Genomic DNA, 19,691 nt, shown 5'->3' with positions numbered 1-19,691 from the left:
CCAATTGTTATAAGGCATTTAAAATCAGGTAACTAGCTGTCAAATATTCAGAGAATTTAACTCACTAAGGTTAAGAAGAAGATTAAAGAGTCTTAAACATATTTCAGAATAATCAGATTTATAAATTTGAAAATTATTATAACGGAAGGGTATACAAAAAAAGTAATTTTGCTGGCGACTGCGAAACGGCATTCGCATTAGCGGTGAAGTTTGCCCTCGCCCAGCTGCTGCAATTACTGCTATAACGAGGCTGGTCTGGCGATAAATCCAGGCCAGCCATTGGTGGTGTTTATACGTTCAAGCCACGATGTTGCAGCATCGGCATAATCTGAGGTGCCTTACCGCGCCATTGTCGATACAGGCGTTCCAGATCCTCGCTGTTACCTCTGGAAAGGATCGCCTCGCGAAAACGCAGCCCATTTTCACGCGTTAATCCGCCCTGCTCAACAAACCACTGATAACCATCATCGGCCAACATTTGCGTCCACAGATAAGCGTAATAACCCGCGGCATATCCGCCACCAAAAATATGGGCGAAATAACTGCTGCGATAGCGTGGCGGTATAGCGGGAAGATCCATATTTTCCGCCACCAGCGCCCGCAATTCGAAATCATCGACATCCTGCATTGCTTCGTTTTCTTCCAGGCAATGCCAGCGCATATCGAGAAGTGCGGCGCTAAGCAGTTCGCTCATCTCATACCCTTTATTGAACAGGCTGGCATTACGCATTTTCTGTTGCAGTTCGTCAGGCATCGCTGCCCCGCTCTGATAATGCCGGGCGTAGCGAGCGAATACCTGCGGATGCGTTGCCCAGTGTTCGTTGATTTGCGACGGAAATTCGACAAAATCACGCGGCGTGTTGGTGCCGGAAAGCGTGGCATAACGCTGGCAGGCAAAAAGGCCGTGCAGCGTATGACCAAATTCATGGAATAAGGTTATTACATCATCCCAGAGTAACAACGCAGGCTCCCCAGCTGCGGGTTTCTGATAATTGCAGACGTTATAAATTACCGGATGCGTTTCATTAAGCGTTGATTGCTCAACAAAATTGCCCATCCATGCGCCGCCGCTTTTTGAATCACGGGCGAAGAAATCACCGTAAAATAACGCCAGCCCCACGCCATTATGATCAAAAATTTCCCACACACGAACGTCAGGATGGTAGACAGGAATATCAAAACGTTCGACAAACTTAATACCGAAGAGCTGATTCGCAGTCCAGAATACGCCTTCATTCAACACCGTGTTTAATTCGAAATAAGGCTTGAGCTGCGCTTCATCGAGATCGAATTTCTCACGTCTTACCTGCTCGGCATAAAATGCCCAGTCCCACGGCTGCGCGCTAAACCCGCCCTGCTGCTTATCAATAATCGCCTGTATGGAGGCTAACTCATCGCTCGCACGTTGACGCGCCGCTGGAACAATTTCCCGCATAAAGTTGAGCGCTGCTTCTGGCGTTTTTGCCATCTGATCGGCGATTTTCCATGCGGCATAATGAGGAAAACCAAGCAGTTTCGCCTGCTGCGCGCGGATCTCCACCAGACGTTGAATGATAGCGCGGGTGTCATTGGCATCATTTTTTTCCGCTCGCATCCAGCCCGCAGTAAACAGTTTTTCACGCGTCGCGCGATCGCACAGTTCAGCAAGCGCTGGTTGTTGGGTGGTATTCAGCAGCGGAATCAGCCATTTGTTATACAGACCTTTCTCGCGAGCCGCCTCTGCCGCCAGCGCAATCTCTTGCTCACTCATTCCTGCCAGCTGCGCGATATCGTTCACAACCAGACCGCCGGATTTATTTGCTGCCAGTAACCGCTGGTTAAACTGGCTGGTCAGGGTCGCAGCTTCTGTATTCAGTACTTTTAATTTTGCTTTATCAGCTTGCTTAAGTTTGGCTCCGGCAAGGACAAAACGTTGATGAATCACCTCCACCAGGCGGATGGATTCACTATCAAGCCCCAGGGATTCACGGCGCTGCCAGACAGCATCTACCCGCGCGAATAATTCCCCGTTCAGATAGATATCATTCGCAAGTTCCGCCAGTTCAGCGGAAAACTGTTCATCAAGACGCTGTAATTCATCATTGGTATGCGCTGCAGTCATCGCAAAAAAGACGCTGGTAACGCGGGTAAGTAATTCTCCGCTTTGTTCCAGTGCCAGAATAGTATTGTTGAAATCAGGTGTTTGCGGGTTAAGCGCGATGGCAGCAATTTCTGCCCGCTTTTGCTGCATTCCCTCATCGAATGCCGGGCGATAGTGATGATTGGCAATTTGATCAAAATGGGGAGCCAGATACGGCAGTGTGCTTTGCACAAGGAAAGGATTCATTGTTGTCATTTTCTTCTCCTGAACGCGAGGTGTTCCATAGCGTAGGCTTACTGATAACGGAGTGCAATCTTGCAAACCAGTATTACCCGCTCTTAAGCATCACGTGCTATGTTATTGACACACAAAAGCGTTGAGGAACAGTGAGATGATCGTTTTAGTAACTGGAGCAACGGCAGGTTTTGGTGAATGCATTACTCGTCGTTTTATTCAACAAGGGCATAAAGTTATCGCCACTGGCCGTCGCCAGGAGCGGTTGCAGGAGTTAAAAGACGAACTGGGAGATAATCTGTATATCGCCCAACTGGACGTTCGCAACCGCGCCGCTATTGAAGAGATGCTGGCATCGCTTCCTGCCGAGTGGTGCAATATTGATATCCTGGTAAATAATGCCGGTCTGGCGTTGGGCATGGAGCCTGCGCATAAAGCCAGCGTTGAAGACTGGGAAACGATGATTGATACCAACAACAAAGGCCTGGTATATATGACGCGCGCCGTCTTACCGGGTATGGTTGAACGTAATCATGGTCATATTATTAACATTGGCTCAACGGCAGGCAGCTGGCCGTATGCCGGTGGTAACGTTTACGGTGCGACGAAAGCGTTTGTTCGTCAGTTTAGCCTGAATCTGCGTACGGACCTGCATGGTACGGCGGTGCGCGTCACCGACATCGAACCGGGTCTGGTGGGTGGCACCGAGTTTTCCAATGTCCGCTTTAAAGGCGATGACGGTAAAGCGGAAAAAACCTATCAAAATACCGTTGCATTGACGCCAGAAGATGTCAGCGAAGCCGTCTGGTGGGTGTCAACGCTGCCTGCTCACGTCAATATCAATACCCTGGAAATGATGCCGGTTACCCAAAGCTATGCCGGACTGAATGTCCACCGTCAGTAATTTTTATACCCGGCGTAACTGCCGGGTTATTGCTTGTCACAAAAAAGTGGTAGACTCATGCAGTTAACTCACTCACAAGCAAGAACGAATGACCGTCGAAACGCAACTTAATCCCACACAGCCTGTCAATCAGCAGATTTATCGTATTCTTCGTCGCGACATTGTCCATTGCCTGATTGCTCCAGGCACACCGTTGTCGGAAAAAGAAGTTTCTGTTCGTTTCAATGTGTCACGCCAGCCGGTTCGTGAAGCCTTTATTAAACTGGCGGAAAACGGCCTGATTCAAATTCGTCCGCAGCGTGGCAGCTACGTCAACAAAATTTCCATGGCCCAGGTGCGCAACGGCAGTTTTATCCGTCAGGCCATTGAGTGCGCGGTGGCGCGTCGGGCGGCGAGCATGATTACCGAAAGCCAGTGCTACCAACTGGAACAAAATCTTCACCAGCAACGCATTGCCATTGAGCGCAAGCAACTGGATGATTTTTTTGAACTTGATGACAACTTCCATCAACTCCTGACCCAGATTGCCGACTGTCAACTGGCGTGGGATACCATTGAGAACCTGAAAGCGACCGTTGATCGCGTGCGCTATATGAGTTTCGACCACGTTTCTCCACCAGAAATGCTGTTACGCCAGCATCTTGAGATTTTCTCTGCCCTGCAAAAACGTGATGGCGATGCGGTAGAACGTGCAATGACGCAACATTTGCAGGAAATCAGCGAATCCGTGCGCCAGATCCGTCAGGAAAACAGCGACTGGTTTAGCGAAGAGTAATTCATTTCCTCTCATCCCATCCGGGGTGAGAGTTTTTCCCTCCGTCATATGGCTCATGCATGCATCAAAAAAGATGTGAGCTTGATCAAAAACAAAAAATATTTCACTCGACAGGAGTATTTATATTGCGCCCGTTACGTGGGCTTCGACTGTAAATCAGAAAGGAGAAAACACCTATGACGACCTACGATCGTAACCGTAACGCAATCACCACTGGCAGCCGTGTTATGGTTAGCGGCACCGGTCACACTGGCAAGATCCTGTCGATTGATACTGAAGGTCTGACCGCTGAGCAAATCCGTCGCGGAAAAACCGTAGTTGTTGAAGGTTGTGAAGAGAAACTGGCACCTCTGGACCTGATTCGTCTCGGCATGAACTAAGCGTGTGAATGCCGCCGATGGCGGCATTGCTTTTTTTACTTCACGGAATATTTCGCCACGGTCGCTTTCGCACCATGCGCTAATAAAGACAAGTACGCTTCCGTCACTTTTGCAGTAAACAAGCTATTGTCTGGCAAATCATCACCAAAGATCGCCTTAATCGCCAGCAATGACTGGACGCGCGCTTTCCCTTCGGCACTACTTTGTACAGCCTTCTGAATAACAGGTAACAGTGGATCACTGATTTCAATCGGATTTCCCTGTTCATCAACACCACCGACATAGCGCATCCAACCCGCGACGCCCAGCGCCAGCAGATCGAACTTGCTGTCATGCGCCAGATGCCAGCGAACAGAATCCAACATCCGCTGTGGCAATTTCTGGCTGCCATCCATCGCAATCTGCCAGGTTCGGTGACGTAGCGCCGGGTTGCTATAGCGTTCAATTAATCGGTTAGCGTAATCTTGCAAATCAACGCCCTGCACTTTCAACGTCGGCGCTTGTTCCTGCAACATCAAGGCATACGCTGCATGACGATAATGTTCATCTTCCATGCAGTCATTAATGTGCTGATATCCGGCAAGATAACCCAGATACGCCAGGAATGAATGACTGCCGTTGAGCATGCGCAACTTCATCTCTTCATAAGGCAGCACATCACTAACCAGTTCGGCTCCCGCTTTTTCCCATTCCGGACGTCCGGCAACAAAGTTATCTTCTATTACCCACTGGCGGAAAGGTTCACAGGCAACGCCAGCAGGATCGCGCACACCGGTAAGTTGTTCGATTTTCGCCAGCGTATCCTCTGTCACTGCGGGCACAATACGGTCCACCATTGTTGATGGGAAAGTCACGTTTTCTTCGATCCATTGTGCCAGTTTTACATCAACAGCTTGCGAGTAGGAAGTGACAACGTCACGCATAACATGACCGTTTTCTGGCATGTTGTCACATGACATGACGGTAAATGCGGGAAGTCCTGCCGCTTTACGGCGAGCCAGCGCCTCGACAATCACCCCTATTGCAGTTTTCGGCTGGTGGGGATTTTGTACGTCGGCAACGACCATCGGGTGATCGGGCATTAACTGTCCGGTCGCCGGAGAGTGGAAATACCCTTTTTCGGTGATTGTCAGAGAGACAATCGCGATTTGCGGTTCACACATCGCAGCCAACACGGTTTCTAAGCCATCAATCTGTACGTGCAAGGCTTTTTTAACGACGCCAACGACGCGAGCCGTCCACGCATCGGCCGACATTTCCGCAACGGTATAAAGATTATCTTGCTGTTGTAAATCGGCAATTTGCTGTTCGCCGCCGATTAAATTGACCTCATAATATCCCCAGTCACTGAAATGTTCCGTAGCAAGAATATCGGCATACACACCCTGATGCGCACGGTGAAATGCACCAAAGCCTAAATGAACAATTCTTGGGGCCAGGTTATTACGATCATAAACAGGGAGCGTCGCTTTTGCTGATAACAAATTATTTCCCATAACAATTCCTTAAATTTAAATATGGCAAGCTGCATGTTTTGTTATATGAATAAAAATCCCCTCTCCGGTAAGAGAAGGGATTGAGGATTTAAAGACTTCTGGAAGGTTGCGCTGCTGTTACAACACGCGGTTGATCTTCCGCAGCGTCTTCCAGCGCACTTAAATCACGGTCTTTCACTTCTGGCATTTTCAGCGCAGAGATTAAACCAATCACTGAATATGCCATGATCATAATGGCGATCGGATACCAGGATTCCGTCATGGTGCAGAAAATACCCGCCAGGATAGGACCAAAACCGGAAGCGATAAGACCACCAATTTCTTTAGAAATAGCCATCCGGGTAAAGCGGTTTTTACAGCCGAACATTTCTGCCATGGTAATGTTTTCCAGAGCAAATAATCCCAGCACCGCACAGTTATGAATCACAATCAGTGCAACCATAATGGTGCTCGGGGCATAGCTTTTATCTACGATGATAGAAAGCATTGGCCACGCCAGCACAATCGCAGAGGTATTCATAATAATATACGGGATCCGGCGACCTATTTTATCGGATAACCAACCAAGGAACGGAATGGTCATAAAGCCGAGAATCGAACTGATCATCAATGCATCTGTTGGAATTGCTTTGTTAAACAATAACGTCTGCACTAAATAGCCTGCAAGGAAAGTCTGAATTAAACCGGAGTTACCAGCCTGACCAAAACGCAGCCCTGTTGCCAGCCAGAAGGATTTGCTCTGGAACATGCTACCAGCAGGTGCAGGTTTTGCTGTCGGTTGGTTGCTGTCGTTAACCTTCTCAAAGACCGGGCTTTCTTTCAGATTCATACGCAACCAGATAGCAAAGACCATCACGACAACGCTCGCCAGGAACGGTATACGCCATCCCCACGCCAGCAGTTCCTCTTTACTGAGAATGAAGAACATAAAGGCCCAGATTGCCGTTGCGCTCAAGGTTCCGCAGTTAGTCCCCATAGCAACAAATGAGGAGATAATTCCGCGCTTACCTTTTGGCGCATATTCCGCCAGCATCGTACCAGCACCGGAAATTTCCGCGCCTGCCCCCAGCCCCTGAATAATACGCAGCGTCACCAGCAAAATTGGCGCAAACACACCAATTTGTGCATAGGTCGGCAGCACACCAATTAAGGTGGTACAGATCCCCATCATGGTGATGGTAATAAAGAGCACTTTTTTACGCCCGATTCTGTCGCCCATTTTGCCGAAAATAAATGCTCCGACAATACGCGCCACATAACCTGCACCGTAGGTTCCCATTGCCAGAATTAACGCCATTGCCGTTGATGATTCAGGAAAAAATATTTCATGAAACACTAACGCTGCGCCGAGCGAATATAACTGGAAATCCATAAATTCAAGCGCAGTGCCCAGCCATCCCGATACTGCTGCTTTCACCAAATCCTTAGTGCTTCTTTCGTGTTTTTCTATTGTCATAATGGTTATCTCTAAAAAAGAGGTAAGATGCGTACTACTTACTCGCCGTTATTGGTATTATTCAGAAAAAGTGAGTAAGACTTTGCAGCAATGCTTTTGATCCTGTTCAAATAAACTAATGGCATCAGCAACATGCTGGAAATCAAACGTATGGGTAATTAGTTTTTCTGGTTTAATTAACCCTTTACTTAACCAGTCGATAACGACCGGGAATTTATTTGCATTTAAGCGTGAAGAGAAAATAGAGAGTTCTTTTCCGGTAATTCCTTGCTGAATCACTTCAGACGGTTCACTGGAGAAGCCCATCAATACAATACGTGCCGCTGGAGAAGCCAGCGTTACGGCTTCTTTCAGGATTGAAGGATGACAAGCCGCATCGATAATTAATGTCGGCTTGATGCCTTTTTCAGCGAAACTCTCGCTAAGCGGTGTCTGGCTGTTATTAATCGCCCAGTCTGCCCCGCTCTCTTTCGCTTTTTCCAGTCGTTCATCAATGCGATCGGCAACAATCACATTCTTAACGTTATAGACGCCTTTTAATACCTGAACGATCGTCAGGCCGATTGGACCTGCACCGTAAACCAGAACGGTATCATTTTCAGTCGGTTGACCATGACCGGTAACGTTAGCCGCAATGGTAAAAGGTTCAATCATCACCGCATATTGATCGGCCACTGCTTCAGGAATTTTCCACGCATTTTTTGCCGGCACCACGGCATATTCACTGAAACCACCGTCAGCGTGCACACCTAATACAGCCAGTGTCGTACAAACGTTCGGCTTACCTATAGAGCACGGATAGCAATGCCCACAGCTGACCACCGGATCGACAGCAACGCGTTCACCGACTCTGGCGCTTTCCACGCCTTCACCCACTGCATCAATGACGCCAAAGAATTCATGACCAATGACGCGCGGATATTTCGCAAAAGGATTATGCCCACGATAAATATGGCTATCTGAACCACAAATTCCGGCAAGTTTCACTTTTACTCGTACTTCACCCGCTGACGGGGTGGGTATTTCGCGTTCGATAATTGCCAGTTGATTCGGTTTTTCAATTAAAATGCTTTTCATTATCTTACTCCTTACCAGTTCCACAGCGTGCCATCTTCCAGACGTGCGACTGGCAGATAAGCAGGTTCATAGGGATATTTCGCCGCCAGCTTTTCATCGAATTCGATGCCAAGACCCGGTTTGTCTCCCGGATGCATATAGCCGTTATCGAAAGTCCAGTTGTGCGGGAAGACTTCAAGCATTTGTTCGGAATAACCCATGTACTCCTGGACACCGAAATTGGGGACCCACAGATCAAAGTGCAGCGCCGCAGCCATGCAGACTGGTGACAAATCGGAAGGACCGTGTGAGCCAGTACGTACCTGATACAACGAAGCAAAATCGGCAATCCGGCGCATACCGGTAATCCCCCCCGCGTGAGTCAGCGTGGTGCGGATATAGTCGATAAGTTGTTCTTCAATCAGCTGTTTGCAGTCCCAGATGCTGTTGAAGACTTCACCCACTGCAATTGGCGTGACGGTGTGTTGGCGAATCAGGCGGAAACACTCCTGGTTTTCCGCAGGCGTCGGGTCTTCCATCCAGAACATGCGATAATCTTCAATGCTTTTACCAAAGCGCGCCGCTTCAATAGGCGTTAAGCGATGGTGCATGTCATGCAGCAAATGTTCATTAAAACCAAACTTGTTACGTACCGCGTCAAACAATTTCGGCATGAAATCGAGGTATTTCTCCGTCGACCACAGCTGCTCTTCCGGCCACTGTCCTTTGGTTGCGGGTTCATAAGCCAGACCTTTACCTTTCGACATGCCATAGGTGGTTTTCATACCAGGGATTCCGCACTGCACGCGGATGGCTTTGAATCCCAGCTCCTGATGACGGGCATAATCATCCAGAGCTTCATCAATACTGTGACCGGTGGTATGGCAATAAACCATCACCCCTTCACGAGACGCGCCGCCGAGTAACTGGTAAAGCGGCATGTTGGCTGCTTTGGCTTTAATATCCCACAGCGCCATATCAACCGCTGAAATGGCCGACATCGTAACCGGACCGCGACGCCAGTAAGCACCTTTATAGAAAAACTGCCAGATATCTTCGATACGGTGTGCATCGCGACCAATAAGCTGCGGACAAAGGTGATCCTGCAAATAAGAGGCCACGGAAAGCTCACGTCCATTTAGGGTGGCATCCCCAAGGCCCGTAATACCGTCCTCAGTGGTGATTTTTAATGTGACGAAATTACGCCCCGGACAGGTAACAAAAACTTCAGCCTTTACGATCTTCATGTTCGATTCCTTGCATCGCTTGTCGTGATGCATGAAATTTACGCAACCGAGCTACTACCATACAAGTATGAAGATCAAAAAAAGCCGGAGTGATCACAAAAAAAGGCGTATATTTGCGCCGTGAATGGTTGACAAAAGATGAAATAGAATACCTTTTGTCAGCTGACACTTCCTCGTATCTTATTGATAAAATGGATTTATGTTCCTACGTGCGCCCCCAGCCCGCAACAATGATCAACATGCCGCATAGCGCAATCAACGCCCCCGTCCAGTCATAAAGAGTCAGTTTCACGCCATCCACAACGCGCAGCCAAATCAACGCCGTGCAGACATAAACGCCACCATAAGCCGCGTAAACACGCCCACTCGCCGCAGGATGCAACGTTAACAACCAGACAAACAGCGCCAGTGAAATCCCTGCCGGAAGCAACAGCCAGATACTGGCGTTTCGCTTCAACCACAGCCAGGGCAAAAAGCACCCAATAATTTCACACAGCGCAGTAGCAAAAAATAGTAACGTTGTTTTAATCATCTTTGTCACTTATTGACATCATGTATAGTTATAGGACGACATAATATCATCAATATAAACACCCTCCTTGAACGTTTTGCGTTCGCAGTGGATGGTGTAGAATCAGCTTTAATCATTCATACAGGGAATGAATTATGAAAATCACTCTCAGCAAACGAATCGGCCTGCTCGCTTTTCTGCTGCCTTGCACACTGGCATTGAGCACAACTGTTCATGCCGAAACTAACAAACTGGTGATTGAGTCTGGCGACAGTGCACAAAGCCGCCAGCACGCCGCTATGGAAAAAGAGCAATGGAATGACACGCGCAATCTGCGCCAGAAAGTGAATAAACGCACTGAAAAAGAGTGGGATAAAGCCGACGCCGCTTTTGATAACCGCGATAAATGTGAGCAAAGCGCCAACATCAATGCCTACTGGGAGCCAAATACTTTGCGCTGCCTGGACCGTCGAACTGGCCGCGTTATTACCCCCTAACCTGTTATTGATTTAAGGAATGTAAGGACACGTTATGCCAAGCGCCCACAGTGTTAAGCTACGCCCGCTGGAGCGTGAAGATTTACGCTATGTACATCAACTCGACAATAACGCCAGTGTGATGCGTTACTGGTTTGAGGAACCCTACGAAGCCTTTGTTGAACTCTCTGATCTGTACGATAAGCATATTCACGATCAGAGCGAACGGCGCTTTGTGGTGGAATGTGACGGCGAAAAAGCCGGTCTGGTGGAACTGGTGGAAATTAACCATGTTCATCGCCGCGCAGAATTTCAGATAATTATCTCCCCGGAATATCAGGGGAAAGGTCTGGCAACGCGTGCCGCAAAATTAGCAATGGACTATGGCTTCACCGTTCTCAATCTCTATAAGCTGTATCTGATCGTCGATAAAGAGAATGAAAAAGCGATTCACATTTACCGCAAGCTTGGCTTTACGGTTGAAGGTGAATTGATGCATGAGTTCTTTATTAATGGTCAATATCGGAATGCCATTCGCATGTGCATATTCCAGCATCAGTATCTGGCAGAGCACAAAACACCGGGTCAGACTCTCCTGAAGCCGACCGCACAATAGCATTAATAATAATCGATAGTATTTTTGATGGTGTAAACCCGTTCGACGGCGGGTTTTACTCCTTCATCAACAATGATTAGCTGACAGTCTACCGGATTGGCGTAACTGTCATATTCACAGCTCTGTTTTACATTACCAACCCGTTGATTATTCAGTAAAGTAACCGCTGTGTAATCTAATTTTTTGATCGGATCCGTTGATGGCGTAGCGCTAACAGATAATGTTTTGTCGTTACTTTTCGTGGTTTTACCCAGCGGATAACCCTGATCATCATAGCGATATTCCATCTGCATCTGTTTGCTGCTGGCTTTAATCACAAAGCCATTATCATCGGTTTCCCAACTCACCCCGGCAGAAGGTAATTCTGCTAGCTGGCATTTTCCCTGCAAACGAACTCTTTTCTCCAGTGTCTGGGCATCACGGTAATAATTGGCGTCCAGTACCAGGGCAACCACGGTATTATTTTCCAGATCCAGTAATTCGAGAGAATCAAAACAGCCTTCTTCCGACAAAGTCCCCGAAACACGTTTCGTCACTTCACCTTGCTCATCCATTAATGTCTGAGTGAAATCTTTTACGGGACCACGCAGCGGATCAAAATCGAATTCATTAGAGAAACTGGCCATCTCCGGGGTAAATGAAAGTGTTACCTCTGTGCGGTCACATCCTGTGAGGAATATCGCGAGTAAGCATGGCAGTAATTTGTATTTCACAACAGTCACCTGAGAGTAGAGATGATTCTCAATCATAGTAGCAAATACAGTACTTTACACGTTAAATGCTATGCTTAAAGAAGTTATCTTCGCGTAAGGAGCTTATGATGAAACTCTCAACCTGCTGTGCCGCGCTTCTGCTCGCCCTCGCCTCACCCGCGGTACTCGCCGCGCCGGGATCCTGCGAGCGCATACAGAGCGATATATCACAGCGCATTATCAATAATGGCGTACCCGAAAGCAGCTTCACGTTAAGTATTGTACCCAATGACCAGGTTGATCAGCCTGATTCCCAGGTCGTCGGGCATTGCGCTAATGATACGCATAAAATTCTCTACACCCGTACCACCAGCGGTAACGTCTCTGCTCCCGCGCAGTCTACCCAGGATGGCGCGCCTGCCGAACCGCAGTAACACATTATCGACTGAACGCCGGATACGACACATCCGGCGATTTGAACATACAACATAATCCCACCTTATTACTCATACCCTTCTATTGATATGGATTAATAATTCTTAACCCAAAATAGGTAGACTCCCTCTATTGTTAGCGCGCTAAATATTCAATATATAAACTTTTATATAACGATAAAGAACAGGGAGTGAGTTATGTCCAAAAATGAACAAATGGTGGGCATCAGCCGCAGAACACTCGTTAAATCTACCGCGATAGGTTCTCTGGCGCTGGCTGCAGGCGGTTTTTCTTTACCGTTCACCCTGCGCAGTGCAGCGGCAGCGGTACAACAGGCCAGCGAGAAAGTGGTCTGGGGTGCCTGTTCCGTCAACTGTGGTAGCCGCTGTGCACTTCGTCTACATGTTAAAGATAATGAAGTCACTTGGGTGGAAACTGACAACACCGGCAACGACGAGTATGGCAATCATCAAGTACGCGCCTGTTTGCGCGGTCGGTCCATCCGTCGACGTATTAATCATCCCGATCGCTTGAATTACCCAATGAAACGCGTGGGCAAACGTGGCGAAGGCAAATTCGAACGGATTAGCTGGGATGAAGCCCTGGATACTATCGCCAGTAGCCTGAAAAAAACCGTCGAACAATATGGCAATGAGGCTGTATATATTCAGTACTCTTCGGGGATTGTTGGCGGCAATATGACCCGCTCTTCACCATCAGCCTCGGCGGTCAAACGCCTGATGAACTGCTACGGCGGTTCACTCAATCAGTATGGCTCCTACAGCACCGCGCAAATTTCCTGTGCCATGCCCTACACCTACGGCAGTAATGATGGCAACAGCACCACGGATATTGAAAACAGCAAGCTGGTCGTGATGTTTGGTAACAACCCGGCAGAAACCCGCATGAGCGGTGGTGGCATCACTTATCTTCTTGAAAAAGCGCGCGAAAAATCGAACGCAAAAATGATTGTTATCGATCCGCGATATACCGATACGGCTGCCGGTCGTGAAGACGAATGGCTTCCTATTCGCCCGGGCACCGATGCCGCGCTGGTTGCGGGTATTGCCTGGGTATTGATTAACGAAAATCTCGTTGATCAACCTTTTCTCGATAAATACTGCGTCGGCTATGACGAAAAAACCTTACCCGCAGATGCACCCAAAAATGGTCACTATAAAGCCTATATTCTTGGTGAAGGTGATGATAAAACAGCGAAAACGCCGCAGTGGGCTTCGCAAATTACAGGTATCCCGGTAGACCGTATCATCAAACTGGCGCGTGAAATTGGCACAGCAAAACCCGCTTATATCTGCCAGGGCTGGGGGCCGCAACGCCAGGCAAACGGTGAGCTGACCGCACGCGCTATTGCTATGTTGCCTATTTTGACGGGCAATGTCGGCATCAGCGGCGGAAATAGTGGCGCGCGTGAATCGACCTATACCATTACCATAGAACGCCTGCCGGTGCTGGATAATCCGGTCAAAACGTCAATCTCCTGCTTCAGCTGGACGGATGCTATCGATCATGGCCCGCAAATGACGGCAATCCGCGACGGCGTCCGGGGCAAAGATAAACTGGATGTGCCCATTATGTTCATCTGGAACTACGCGGGAAATACCCTCGTTAATCAGCATTCTGACATCAACAAAACGCATGAAATTCTGCAGGACGAATCGAAATGCGAAATGATTGTAGTCATCGAAAACTTTATGACCTCATCGGCAAAATATGCCGACATTCTGCTGCCAGACCTGATGACCGTTGAGCAGGAAGATATTATTCCTAACGACTACGCCGGTAACATGGGATATCTCATTTTCCTCCAGCCTGTCACCAGCGAAAAATTCGAACGCAAACCGATTTACTGGATCCTGAGTGAAGTCGCGAAACGTCTTGGACCTGACGTCTATCAAAAGTTCACTGAAGGTCGCACTCAGGAACAATGGTTACAACATCTGTACGCCAAAATGCTTGCCAAAGATCCGGCGTTACCGTCATACGACGAATTAAAAAAAATGGGTATCTACAAGCGTAAAGATCCCAATGGTCATTTTGTCGCCTACAAAGCATTTCGTGACGACCCCGAGGCAAATCCACTTAAAACGCCTTCCGGTAAGATTGAAATTTATTCCAGCAAGCTGGCGGAAATTGCCCGTACCTGGGAACTGGAAAAAGATGAAGTGATAAGCCCACTGCCGGTTTATGCCTCAACCTTTGAAGGCTGGGACTCCCCTGAACGGAGTACCTTTCCACTGCAACTGTTTGGTTTCCATTACAAATCCCGTACTCACTCGACCTACGGCAACATTGATGTCCTGAAGGCTGCCTGCCGTCAGGAGGTGTGGATCAACCCTATAGACGCACAGAAACGTGGGATTGCCAACGGCGATATGGTGCGGGTGTTTAACCATCGTGGCGAAGTTCGGCTACCAGCCAAAGTGACACCACGCATTCTCCCTGGAGTTAGTGCTATGGGCCAGGGAGCCTGGCACGAGGCCAATATGTCTGGCGATAAAATCGACCACGGCGGCTGTGTGAATACGCTAACCACTCTGCGCCCTTCACCACTGGCGAAGGGAAACCCGCAGCACACTAATCTGGTCGAGATCGAAAAAATATAACCCACTACGACCATAAATTTTGACATGGCATTTTGTTTGAAAAGCAATAAGTGAGTAATGATGAAAATCCATACCACAGAGGCGCTCATGAAGGCTGAAATCAGTCGTAGAAGTCTGATGAAAACCTCCGCACTTGGCAGTCTCGCGCTGGCAAGCAGTGCTTTCACTTTGCCGTTTTCCCAAATGGTCCGAGCGGCACAGGCACCGGTAGAAGAGAAAGCGGTCTGGAGTTCCTGCACCGTTAACTGCGGGAGCCGCTGTCTGTTACGTTTGCATGTGAAAGATGACACCGTGTACTGGGTGGAGTCTGATACGACAGGTGACGACGTCTACGGTAATCATCAGGTTCGAGCGTGTTTACGCGGGCGCTCTATCCGTCGACGGATGAATCATCCTGACAGGTTGAAATATCCCATGAAGCGCGTCGGCAAGCGCGGTGAAGGTAAATTTGAACGGATAAGTTGGGATGAAGCCCTGGATACCATCAGTGATAATCTTCGGCGGATCCTTAAAGATTACGGCAATGAGGCTGTACATGTCCTGTACGGAACAGGCGTAGATGGCGGAAACATCACCAACTCGAACGTCCCGTACCGTCTGATGAACTCTTGCGGTGGTTTTCTCAGTCGCTATGGTAGCTACAGTACCGCACAGATCAGTGCCGCGATGAGTTATATGTTCGGTGCCAATGATGGCAACAGCCCGGATGATATCGCCAATACGAAACTGGTCGTTATGTTCGGAAATAACCCGGCAGAAACGCGGATGAGCGGCGGTGGTGTCACTTACTACGTCGAGCAAGCCCGCGAACGTTCAAATGCACGCATGATCGTCATCGATCCACGTTATAACGACACAGCTGCCGGACGTGAAGATGAATGGCTGCCCATTCGCCCTGGCACCGATGGCGCACTGGCCTGTGCGATTGCCTGGGTACTGATTACTGAAAACATGGTCGATCAGCCATTTCTCGACAAATATTGTGTTGGTTACGATGAAAAAACGCTGCCCGCCAACGCACCACGTAACGCGCATTATAAAGCCTATATTCTGGGCGAAGGGCCTGACGGCATAGCTAAAACGCCGGAATGGGCAGCAAAAATCACCAGCATCCCGGCAGAAAAAATTATCCAGTTGGCACGAGAGATCGGTTCAGCAAAACCGGCTTATATTTGTCAGGGTTGGGGGCCACAACGACATTCCAACGGCGAGCAAACATCCCGCGCTATTGCCATGCTTTCCGTTCTCACCGGTAACGTCGGCATAAACGGCGGCAACTCAGGTGTACGCGAAGGTAGCTGGGATCTGGGAGTAGAATGGTTCCCGATGCTCGAGAATCCTGTTAAAACGCAGATTTCCGTCTTTACATGGACAGATGCCATCGACCATGGTACGGAAATGACCGCGACCCGTGATGGTGTTCGTGGAAAAGAAAAACTGGATGTCCCCATCAAGTTTTTATGGTGCTACGCCAGTAACACATTGATCAATCAACATGGCGACATCAATCACACCCATGAGGTGCTTCAGGATGACAGCAAGTGCGAGATGATTGTTGGCATTGACCACTTCATGACTGCCTCGGCTAAGTATTGCGATATCCTGTTGCCCGACCTGATGCCAACAGAGCAAGAAGACCTTATCTCTCATGAATCTGCCGGGAATATGGGCTATGTGATCCTCGCCCAACCCGCAACCTCAGCAAAATTTGAACGCAAACCCATCTACTGGATGCTGAGTGAAGTCGCCAAACGCTTAGGACCAGACGTTTATCAAACCTTTACTGAAGGTCGCAGTCAGCATGAATGGATCAAATATCTCCATGCGAAAACGAAGGAACGTAACCCTGAGATGCCCGACTACGAGGAGATGAAAACGACCGGGATCTTTAAGAAAAAATGCCCGGAAGAACACTACGTCGCTTTCCGCGCATTCCGTGAAGATCCACAGGCAAACCCATTGAAAACACCTTCGGGAAAAATCGAAATTTATTCTGAACGACTGGCGAAGATTGCGGATACCTGGGAATTGAAAAAAGATGAAATTATTCATCCTCTTCCAGCTTATACGCCAGGTTTTGATGGCTGGGACGATCCCCTGCGGAAAACCTATCCACTGCAGCTAACGGGCTTCCACTACAAAGCGCGTACCCACTCCAGTTACGGCAATATTGATGTATTACAGCAGGCCTGCCCACAAGAGGTGTGGATCAACCCTATTGATGCTCAGGCACGCGGTATCCGTCATGGCGATACCGTGCGGGTATTTAACAATAATGGCGAAATGTTGATTGCCGCGAAAGTGACTCCGCGTATTCTGCCTGGCGTTACCGCCATCGGGCAAGGTGCGTGGCTTAAAGCGGATATGTTTGGTGACCGGGTCGATCACGGCGGCAGTATCAATATTCTGACCTCGCACCGCCCTTCACCGCTGGCAAAGGGAAACCCGTCGCACAGCAATCTTGTCCAGATCGAAAAGGTTTAAGGAGTAGCCCATGACCACACAATATGGATTTTTTATCGATTCCAGCCGCTGTACTGGCTGTAAAACCTGCGAACTGGCATGCAAAGATTTTAAAGATCTTGGCCCGGAAGTCAGTTTCCGCCGTATTTATGAATATGCTGGCGGCGACTGGCAGGAAGATAATGGCGTCTGGCACCAGAACGTGTTCGCTTATTATCTCTCCATCTCCTGTAACCATTGCGATGACCCCGCATGTACAAAAGTCTGCCCCAGCGGCGCAATGCATAAGCGTGAAGATGGCTTTGTGGTGGTTGATGAAGATGTTTGTATCGGCTGCCGCTACTGCCACATGGCTTGTCCGTACGGCGCACCACAGTACAATGCTGAAAAAGGGCACATGACGAAGTGCGATGGTTGTTATTCGCGCGTCGCCGAGGGGAAACAACCCATATGTGTCGAATCCTGCCCGCTGCGTGCACTTGAATTCGGTCCAATTGAAGAGCTGCGCCAGAAGCACGGCACTCTGGCTGCCGTCGCGCCACTGCCGCGCGCGCATTTCACAAAACCCAATATCGTTATCAAACCTAACGCCAACAGCCGCCCGACCGGCGATACCACTGGTTATCTGGCTAATCCGGAGGAAGTGTAAAATGGGAAATGGATGGCATGAATGGCCACTGGTTATCTTTACCGTATTGGGTCAATGCGTAGTAGGCGCGCTGATTGTTAGCGGAATTGGCTGGTTCGCCGCCAAAAATGACGCAGACCGTCAGCGTATTGTCCGTGGCATGTTTTTCCTCTGGCTGTTGATGGGCATCGGGTTTATTGCCTCTGTCATGCACCTGGGGTCGCCACTGCGGGCGTTTAACTCGCTGAATCGAATCGGAGATTCTGGTCTGAGTAACGAGATTGCTGCCGGTTCCATATTTTTTGCCGTTGGCGGATTATGGTGGCTGGTGGCAGTCATCGGTAAAATGCCGCAAGCGTTGGGGAAACTCTGGTTACTTGTCAGCATGGCGCTCGGCGTCATTTTCGTCTGGATGATGACCTGCGTGTATCAAATCGACACAGTGCCAACCTGGCATAACGGTTACACTACGCTGGCTTTCTTCCTGACAGTATTGTTGAGCGGTCCAATACTTGCTGCCGCAATTCTGCGGGCAGCCCGCGTTACATTTAATACCACACCATTTGCCATCATTAGCGTTCTGGCGCTGATCGCTTGTGCCGGGGTGATTGTGCTGCAAGGTTTGTCTCTGGCGTCTATTCACTCATCCGTACAACAAGCCAGCGTACTGGTACCAGATTACGCCTCCTTACAGGTCTGGCGTGTGGTATTGTTATGCGCAGGTCTTGGATGCTGGCTTTGTCCGCTCATTCGTCGCCGTGAACCTCACGTTGCCGGACTTATTCTGGGGTTAATCCTCATTCTTGGCGGTGAGATGATCGGGCGTGTGCTCTTTTATGGCCTGCACATGACGGTAGGAATGGCTATTGCAGGTTAACAAATTGGTGCGGGGCAACCCGCACATTTCAGGATGTTAGGAATGACCCATTTTTCACAGCAAGATAATTTTTCTGTCGCGGCGCGCGTGTTGGGCGCGCTGTTTTATTACGCTCCTGAGAGTGCGGAAGCCGCCCCCCTGGTTGCGGTACTCACCCGTGACGGCTGGGAAACTCAGTGGCCTCTACCAGAAGCGTCATTAGCGCCGCTGGTGACTGCTTTTCAGACACAGAGTGAAGAGACTCACGCCCAGGCCTGGCAGCGTTTGTTTGTCGGCCCGTGGGCACTGCCGTCACCGCCGTGGGGATCGGTCTGGCTGGATCGCGAATCTGTGCTGTTTGGCGATTCAACATTGGCACTTCGTCAGTGGATGCGCGAGCAAGGCATTCAGTTTGAAATGAAGCAAAACGAACCGGAAGATCATTTTGGTTCACTGCTGCTGATGGCTGCGTGGTTGGCGGAGAATGGTCGCCAGACAGAATGCGAAGAATTGCTGGCATGGCACCTTTTTCCGTGGTCAACACGTTTTCTTGACGTTTTTATCGAAAAAGCAGAACACCCTTTCTACCGTGCACTGGGTGAACTGGCTCGCTTAACGCTGGCGCAATGGCAATCACAACTGTTGATTCCTGTCGCGGTTAAACCACTCTTTCGATAGGATCACCGTAATATTGCCGGATGGTGACGATTACGCGCGATTCGGCAATAATACGTTACAGTGTCACGTTTTTTTATCTCTTAA

Annotated in this window: 18 protein-coding genes and 1 pseudogene; 12 read left to right on the top strand and 7 right to left on the bottom strand. The window is 49.1% G+C overall.

The window, feature by feature from the left end; all coding sequences use genetic code 11:
* Nucleotides 1-164: 164 nt before the first annotated feature.
* Nucleotides 165-245, top strand: a pseudogene (locus ACJHX7_RS04895) (hypothetical protein); the annotation flags it as partial.
* A gap of 44 nt (nt 246-289) precedes the next feature.
* On the opposite strand, the gene dcp reads toward ACJHX7_RS04895, so the two are convergent.
* Nucleotides 290-2,335: a peptidyl-dipeptidase Dcp gene (gene dcp / locus ACJHX7_RS04890; RefSeq protein WP_094030376.1), complete on the bottom strand. Its 2,046-nt coding sequence runs from the start codon at nt 2,333-2,335 to the stop codon at nt 290-292.
* 136 nt (nt 2,336-2,471) lie between these two features.
* Here dcp and ydfG point away from each other — a divergent pair, with 136 nt between their 5' ends.
* The 3 genes from ydfG to ydfZ all read left to right on the top strand — a co-directional run bounded on the left by ydfG (nt 2,472) and on the right by ydfZ (nt 4,373).
* Entirely contained in the window at nt 2,472-3,218 is a 747-nt protein-coding gene (gene ydfG, locus ACJHX7_RS04885) for a bifunctional NADP-dependent 3-hydroxy acid dehydrogenase/3-hydroxypropionate dehydrogenase YdfG (protein WP_000636571.1), read from the top strand.
* A gap of 88 nt (nt 3,219-3,306) precedes the next feature.
* Entirely contained in the window at nt 3,307-3,993 is a 687-nt protein-coding gene (gene rspR, locus ACJHX7_RS04880; protein ID WP_000215553.1) for a DNA-binding transcriptional regulator rspR, read from the top strand.
* A 176-nt stretch (nt 3,994-4,169) separates the two neighbouring features.
* A complete protein-coding gene (ydfZ, locus tag ACJHX7_RS04875) occupies nt 4,170-4,373 on the top strand; it encodes a putative selenium delivery protein YdfZ (RefSeq protein WP_000214712.1) in 204 nt (67 codons plus the stop codon).
* Between the two features lie 35 nt (nt 4,374-4,408).
* Here ydfZ and ACJHX7_RS04870 read toward each other — a convergent pair whose 3' ends face one another.
* The 5 genes from ACJHX7_RS04870 to ACJHX7_RS04850 form a co-directional block, all read right to left on the bottom strand.
* Complete coding sequence (locus ACJHX7_RS04870) at nt 4,409-5,869, bottom strand: mannitol dehydrogenase family protein (protein WP_410231533.1); 1,461 nt, start codon at nt 5,867-5,869, stop codon at nt 4,409-4,411.
* 88 nt (nt 5,870-5,957) lie between these two features.
* Nucleotides 5,958-7,325, bottom strand: a complete 1,368-nt coding sequence (gene ydfJ / locus ACJHX7_RS04865; protein WP_000151245.1) for an MHS family MFS transporter YdfJ — start codon at nt 7,323-7,325, stop codon at nt 5,958-5,960.
* Between the two features lie 57 nt (nt 7,326-7,382).
* Nucleotides 7,383-8,402 carry a Zn-dependent oxidoreductase gene (locus ACJHX7_RS04860; RefSeq protein ID WP_094029657.1) on the bottom strand — a complete coding sequence of 340 codons (1,020 nt, stop codon included), beginning with the start codon at nt 8,400-8,402 and terminating at the stop codon, nt 7,383-7,385.
* Between the two features lie 11 nt (nt 8,403-8,413).
* Nucleotides 8,414-9,628: a starvation-sensing protein RspA gene (gene rspA / locus ACJHX7_RS04855; protein WP_001295394.1), complete on the bottom strand. Its 1,215-nt coding sequence runs from the start codon at nt 9,626-9,628 to the stop codon at nt 8,414-8,416.
* 205 nt (nt 9,629-9,833) lie between these two features.
* The gene (locus ACJHX7_RS04850) at nt 9,834-10,160 is read right to left on the bottom strand and encodes a YnfA family protein (protein ID WP_001304355.1); all 327 of its coding nucleotides are present in this window, start codon (nt 10,158-10,160) and stop codon (nt 9,834-9,836) included.
* A 134-nt stretch (nt 10,161-10,294) separates the two neighbouring features.
* Here ACJHX7_RS04850 and ACJHX7_RS04845 point away from each other — a divergent pair, with 134 nt between their 5' ends.
* Together ACJHX7_RS04845 and speG are read left to right on the top strand one after the other, a co-directional pair.
* The gene (locus ACJHX7_RS04845) at nt 10,295-10,636 is read left to right on the top strand and encodes a DUF1283 family protein (RefSeq protein ID WP_000705207.1); all 342 of its coding nucleotides are present in this window, start codon (nt 10,295-10,297) and stop codon (nt 10,634-10,636) included.
* 34 nt (nt 10,637-10,670) lie between these two features.
* Nucleotides 10,671-11,231, top strand: a complete 561-nt coding sequence (speG, locus tag ACJHX7_RS04840; protein WP_001138584.1) for a spermidine N1-acetyltransferase — start codon at nt 10,671-10,673, stop codon at nt 11,229-11,231.
* Nucleotides 11,232-11,233: 2 nt separating this feature from the next.
* Here speG and ACJHX7_RS04835 read toward each other — a convergent pair whose 3' ends face one another.
* A complete protein-coding gene (locus ACJHX7_RS04835; protein WP_032142801.1) occupies nt 11,234-11,944 on the bottom strand; it encodes a YnfC family lipoprotein in 711 nt (236 codons plus the stop codon).
* Between the two features lie 107 nt (nt 11,945-12,051).
* On the opposite strand from ACJHX7_RS04835, the gene ACJHX7_RS04830 reads away from it, so the two are divergent.
* The 6 genes from ACJHX7_RS04830 to dmsD all read left to right on the top strand — a co-directional run bounded on the left by ACJHX7_RS04830 (nt 12,052) and on the right by dmsD (nt 19,607).
* Nucleotides 12,052-12,357, top strand: coding sequence for a DUF1161 domain-containing protein (locus ACJHX7_RS04830; RefSeq protein WP_001295396.1), 306 nt, complete (start codon nt 12,052-12,054; stop codon nt 12,355-12,357).
* Between the two features lie 198 nt (nt 12,358-12,555).
* The gene (gene ynfE, locus ACJHX7_RS04825; protein WP_410231532.1) at nt 12,556-14,982 is read left to right on the top strand and encodes a selenate/tellurate reductase subunit YnfE; all 2,427 of its coding nucleotides are present in this window, start codon (nt 12,556-12,558) and stop codon (nt 14,980-14,982) included.
* Nucleotides 14,983-15,042: 60 nt separating this feature from the next.
* Nucleotides 15,043-17,466 carry a selenate/tellurate reductase subunit YnfF gene (gene ynfF, locus ACJHX7_RS04820; protein WP_077773446.1) on the top strand — a complete coding sequence of 808 codons (2,424 nt, stop codon included), beginning with the start codon at nt 15,043-15,045 and terminating at the stop codon, nt 17,464-17,466.
* A gap of 10 nt (nt 17,467-17,476) precedes the next feature.
* On the top strand, nt 17,477-18,094 hold the full coding sequence (ynfG, locus tag ACJHX7_RS04815; protein WP_000213028.1) for a DMSO reductase like molybdoenzyme iron-sulfur subunit YnfG: 618 nt from the start codon (nt 17,477-17,479) through the stop codon (nt 18,092-18,094).
* Nucleotide 18,095: 1 nt separating this feature from the next.
* Nucleotides 18,096-18,950, top strand: a complete 855-nt coding sequence (gene ynfH / locus ACJHX7_RS04810; protein ID WP_094029655.1) for a selenate reductase membrane anchor subunit YnfH — start codon at nt 18,096-18,098, stop codon at nt 18,948-18,950.
* Between the two features lie 42 nt (nt 18,951-18,992).
* Nucleotides 18,993-19,607: a Tat proofreading chaperone DmsD gene (dmsD, locus tag ACJHX7_RS04805; RefSeq protein WP_094029654.1), complete on the top strand. Its 615-nt coding sequence runs from the start codon at nt 18,993-18,995 to the stop codon at nt 19,605-19,607.
* Nucleotides 19,608-19,691 lie beyond the last annotated feature (84 nt).

Source organism: Escherichia sp. WS1451 (assembly GCF_046487365.1).
Taxonomy (GTDB): domain Bacteria; phylum Pseudomonadota; class Gammaproteobacteria; order Enterobacterales; family Enterobacteriaceae; genus Escherichia; species Escherichia coli.
Note: the sequence above shows the minus strand (reverse complement) of the source record. Positions and strands in the feature narration are given on the sequence as shown.

What these genes read in the sequence shown, in the direction of transcription:
- ACJHX7_RS04860 (WP_094029657.1), bottom strand. Translation starts at nt 8,402, where the DNA reads ATGAAAAGCATTTTAATTGAAAAACCGAATCAACTGGCAATTATCGAA.
- ACJHX7_RS04845 (WP_000705207.1), top strand. Translation starts at nt 10,295, where the DNA reads ATGAAAATCACTCTCAGCAAACGAATCGGCCTGCTCGCTTTTCTGCTG.
- ydfZ (WP_000214712.1), top strand. Translation starts at nt 4,170, where the DNA reads ATGACGACCTACGATCGTAACCGTAACGCAATCACCACTGGCAGCCGT.
- ynfE (WP_410231532.1), top strand. Translation starts at nt 12,556, where the DNA reads ATGTCCAAAAATGAACAAATGGTGGGCATCAGCCGCAGAACACTCGTT.
- rspR (WP_000215553.1), top strand. Translation starts at nt 3,307, where the DNA reads ATGACCGTCGAAACGCAACTTAATCCCACACAGCCTGTCAATCAGCAG.
- ACJHX7_RS04850 (WP_001304355.1), bottom strand. Translation starts at nt 10,160, where the DNA reads ATGATTAAAACAACGTTACTATTTTTTGCTACTGCGCTGTGTGAAATT.
- ydfG (WP_000636571.1), top strand. Translation starts at nt 2,472, where the DNA reads ATGATCGTTTTAGTAACTGGAGCAACGGCAGGTTTTGGTGAATGCATT.
- speG (WP_001138584.1), top strand. Translation starts at nt 10,671, where the DNA reads ATGCCAAGCGCCCACAGTGTTAAGCTACGCCCGCTGGAGCGTGAAGAT.
- ynfG (WP_000213028.1), top strand. Translation starts at nt 17,477, where the DNA reads ATGACCACACAATATGGATTTTTTATCGATTCCAGCCGCTGTACTGGC.
- ACJHX7_RS04870 (WP_410231533.1), bottom strand. Translation starts at nt 5,869, where the DNA reads ATGGGAAATAATTTGTTATCAGCAAAAGCGACGCTCCCTGTTTATGAT.
- ynfH (WP_094029655.1), top strand. Translation starts at nt 18,096, where the DNA reads ATGGGAAATGGATGGCATGAATGGCCACTGGTTATCTTTACCGTATTG.
- ydfJ (WP_000151245.1), bottom strand. Translation starts at nt 7,325, where the DNA reads ATGACAATAGAAAAACACGAAAGAAGCACTAAGGATTTGGTGAAAGCA.
- ACJHX7_RS04830 (WP_001295396.1), top strand. Translation starts at nt 12,052, where the DNA reads ATGAAACTCTCAACCTGCTGTGCCGCGCTTCTGCTCGCCCTCGCCTCA.
- dmsD (WP_094029654.1), top strand. Translation starts at nt 18,993, where the DNA reads ATGACCCATTTTTCACAGCAAGATAATTTTTCTGTCGCGGCGCGCGTG.
- ynfF (WP_077773446.1), top strand. Translation starts at nt 15,043, where the DNA reads ATGAAAATCCATACCACAGAGGCGCTCATGAAGGCTGAAATCAGTCGT.
- rspA (WP_001295394.1), bottom strand. Translation starts at nt 9,628, where the DNA reads ATGAAGATCGTAAAGGCTGAAGTTTTTGTTACCTGTCCGGGGCGTAAT.
- dcp (WP_094030376.1), bottom strand. Translation starts at nt 2,335, where the DNA reads ATGACAACAATGAATCCTTTCCTTGTGCAAAGCACACTGCCGTATCTG.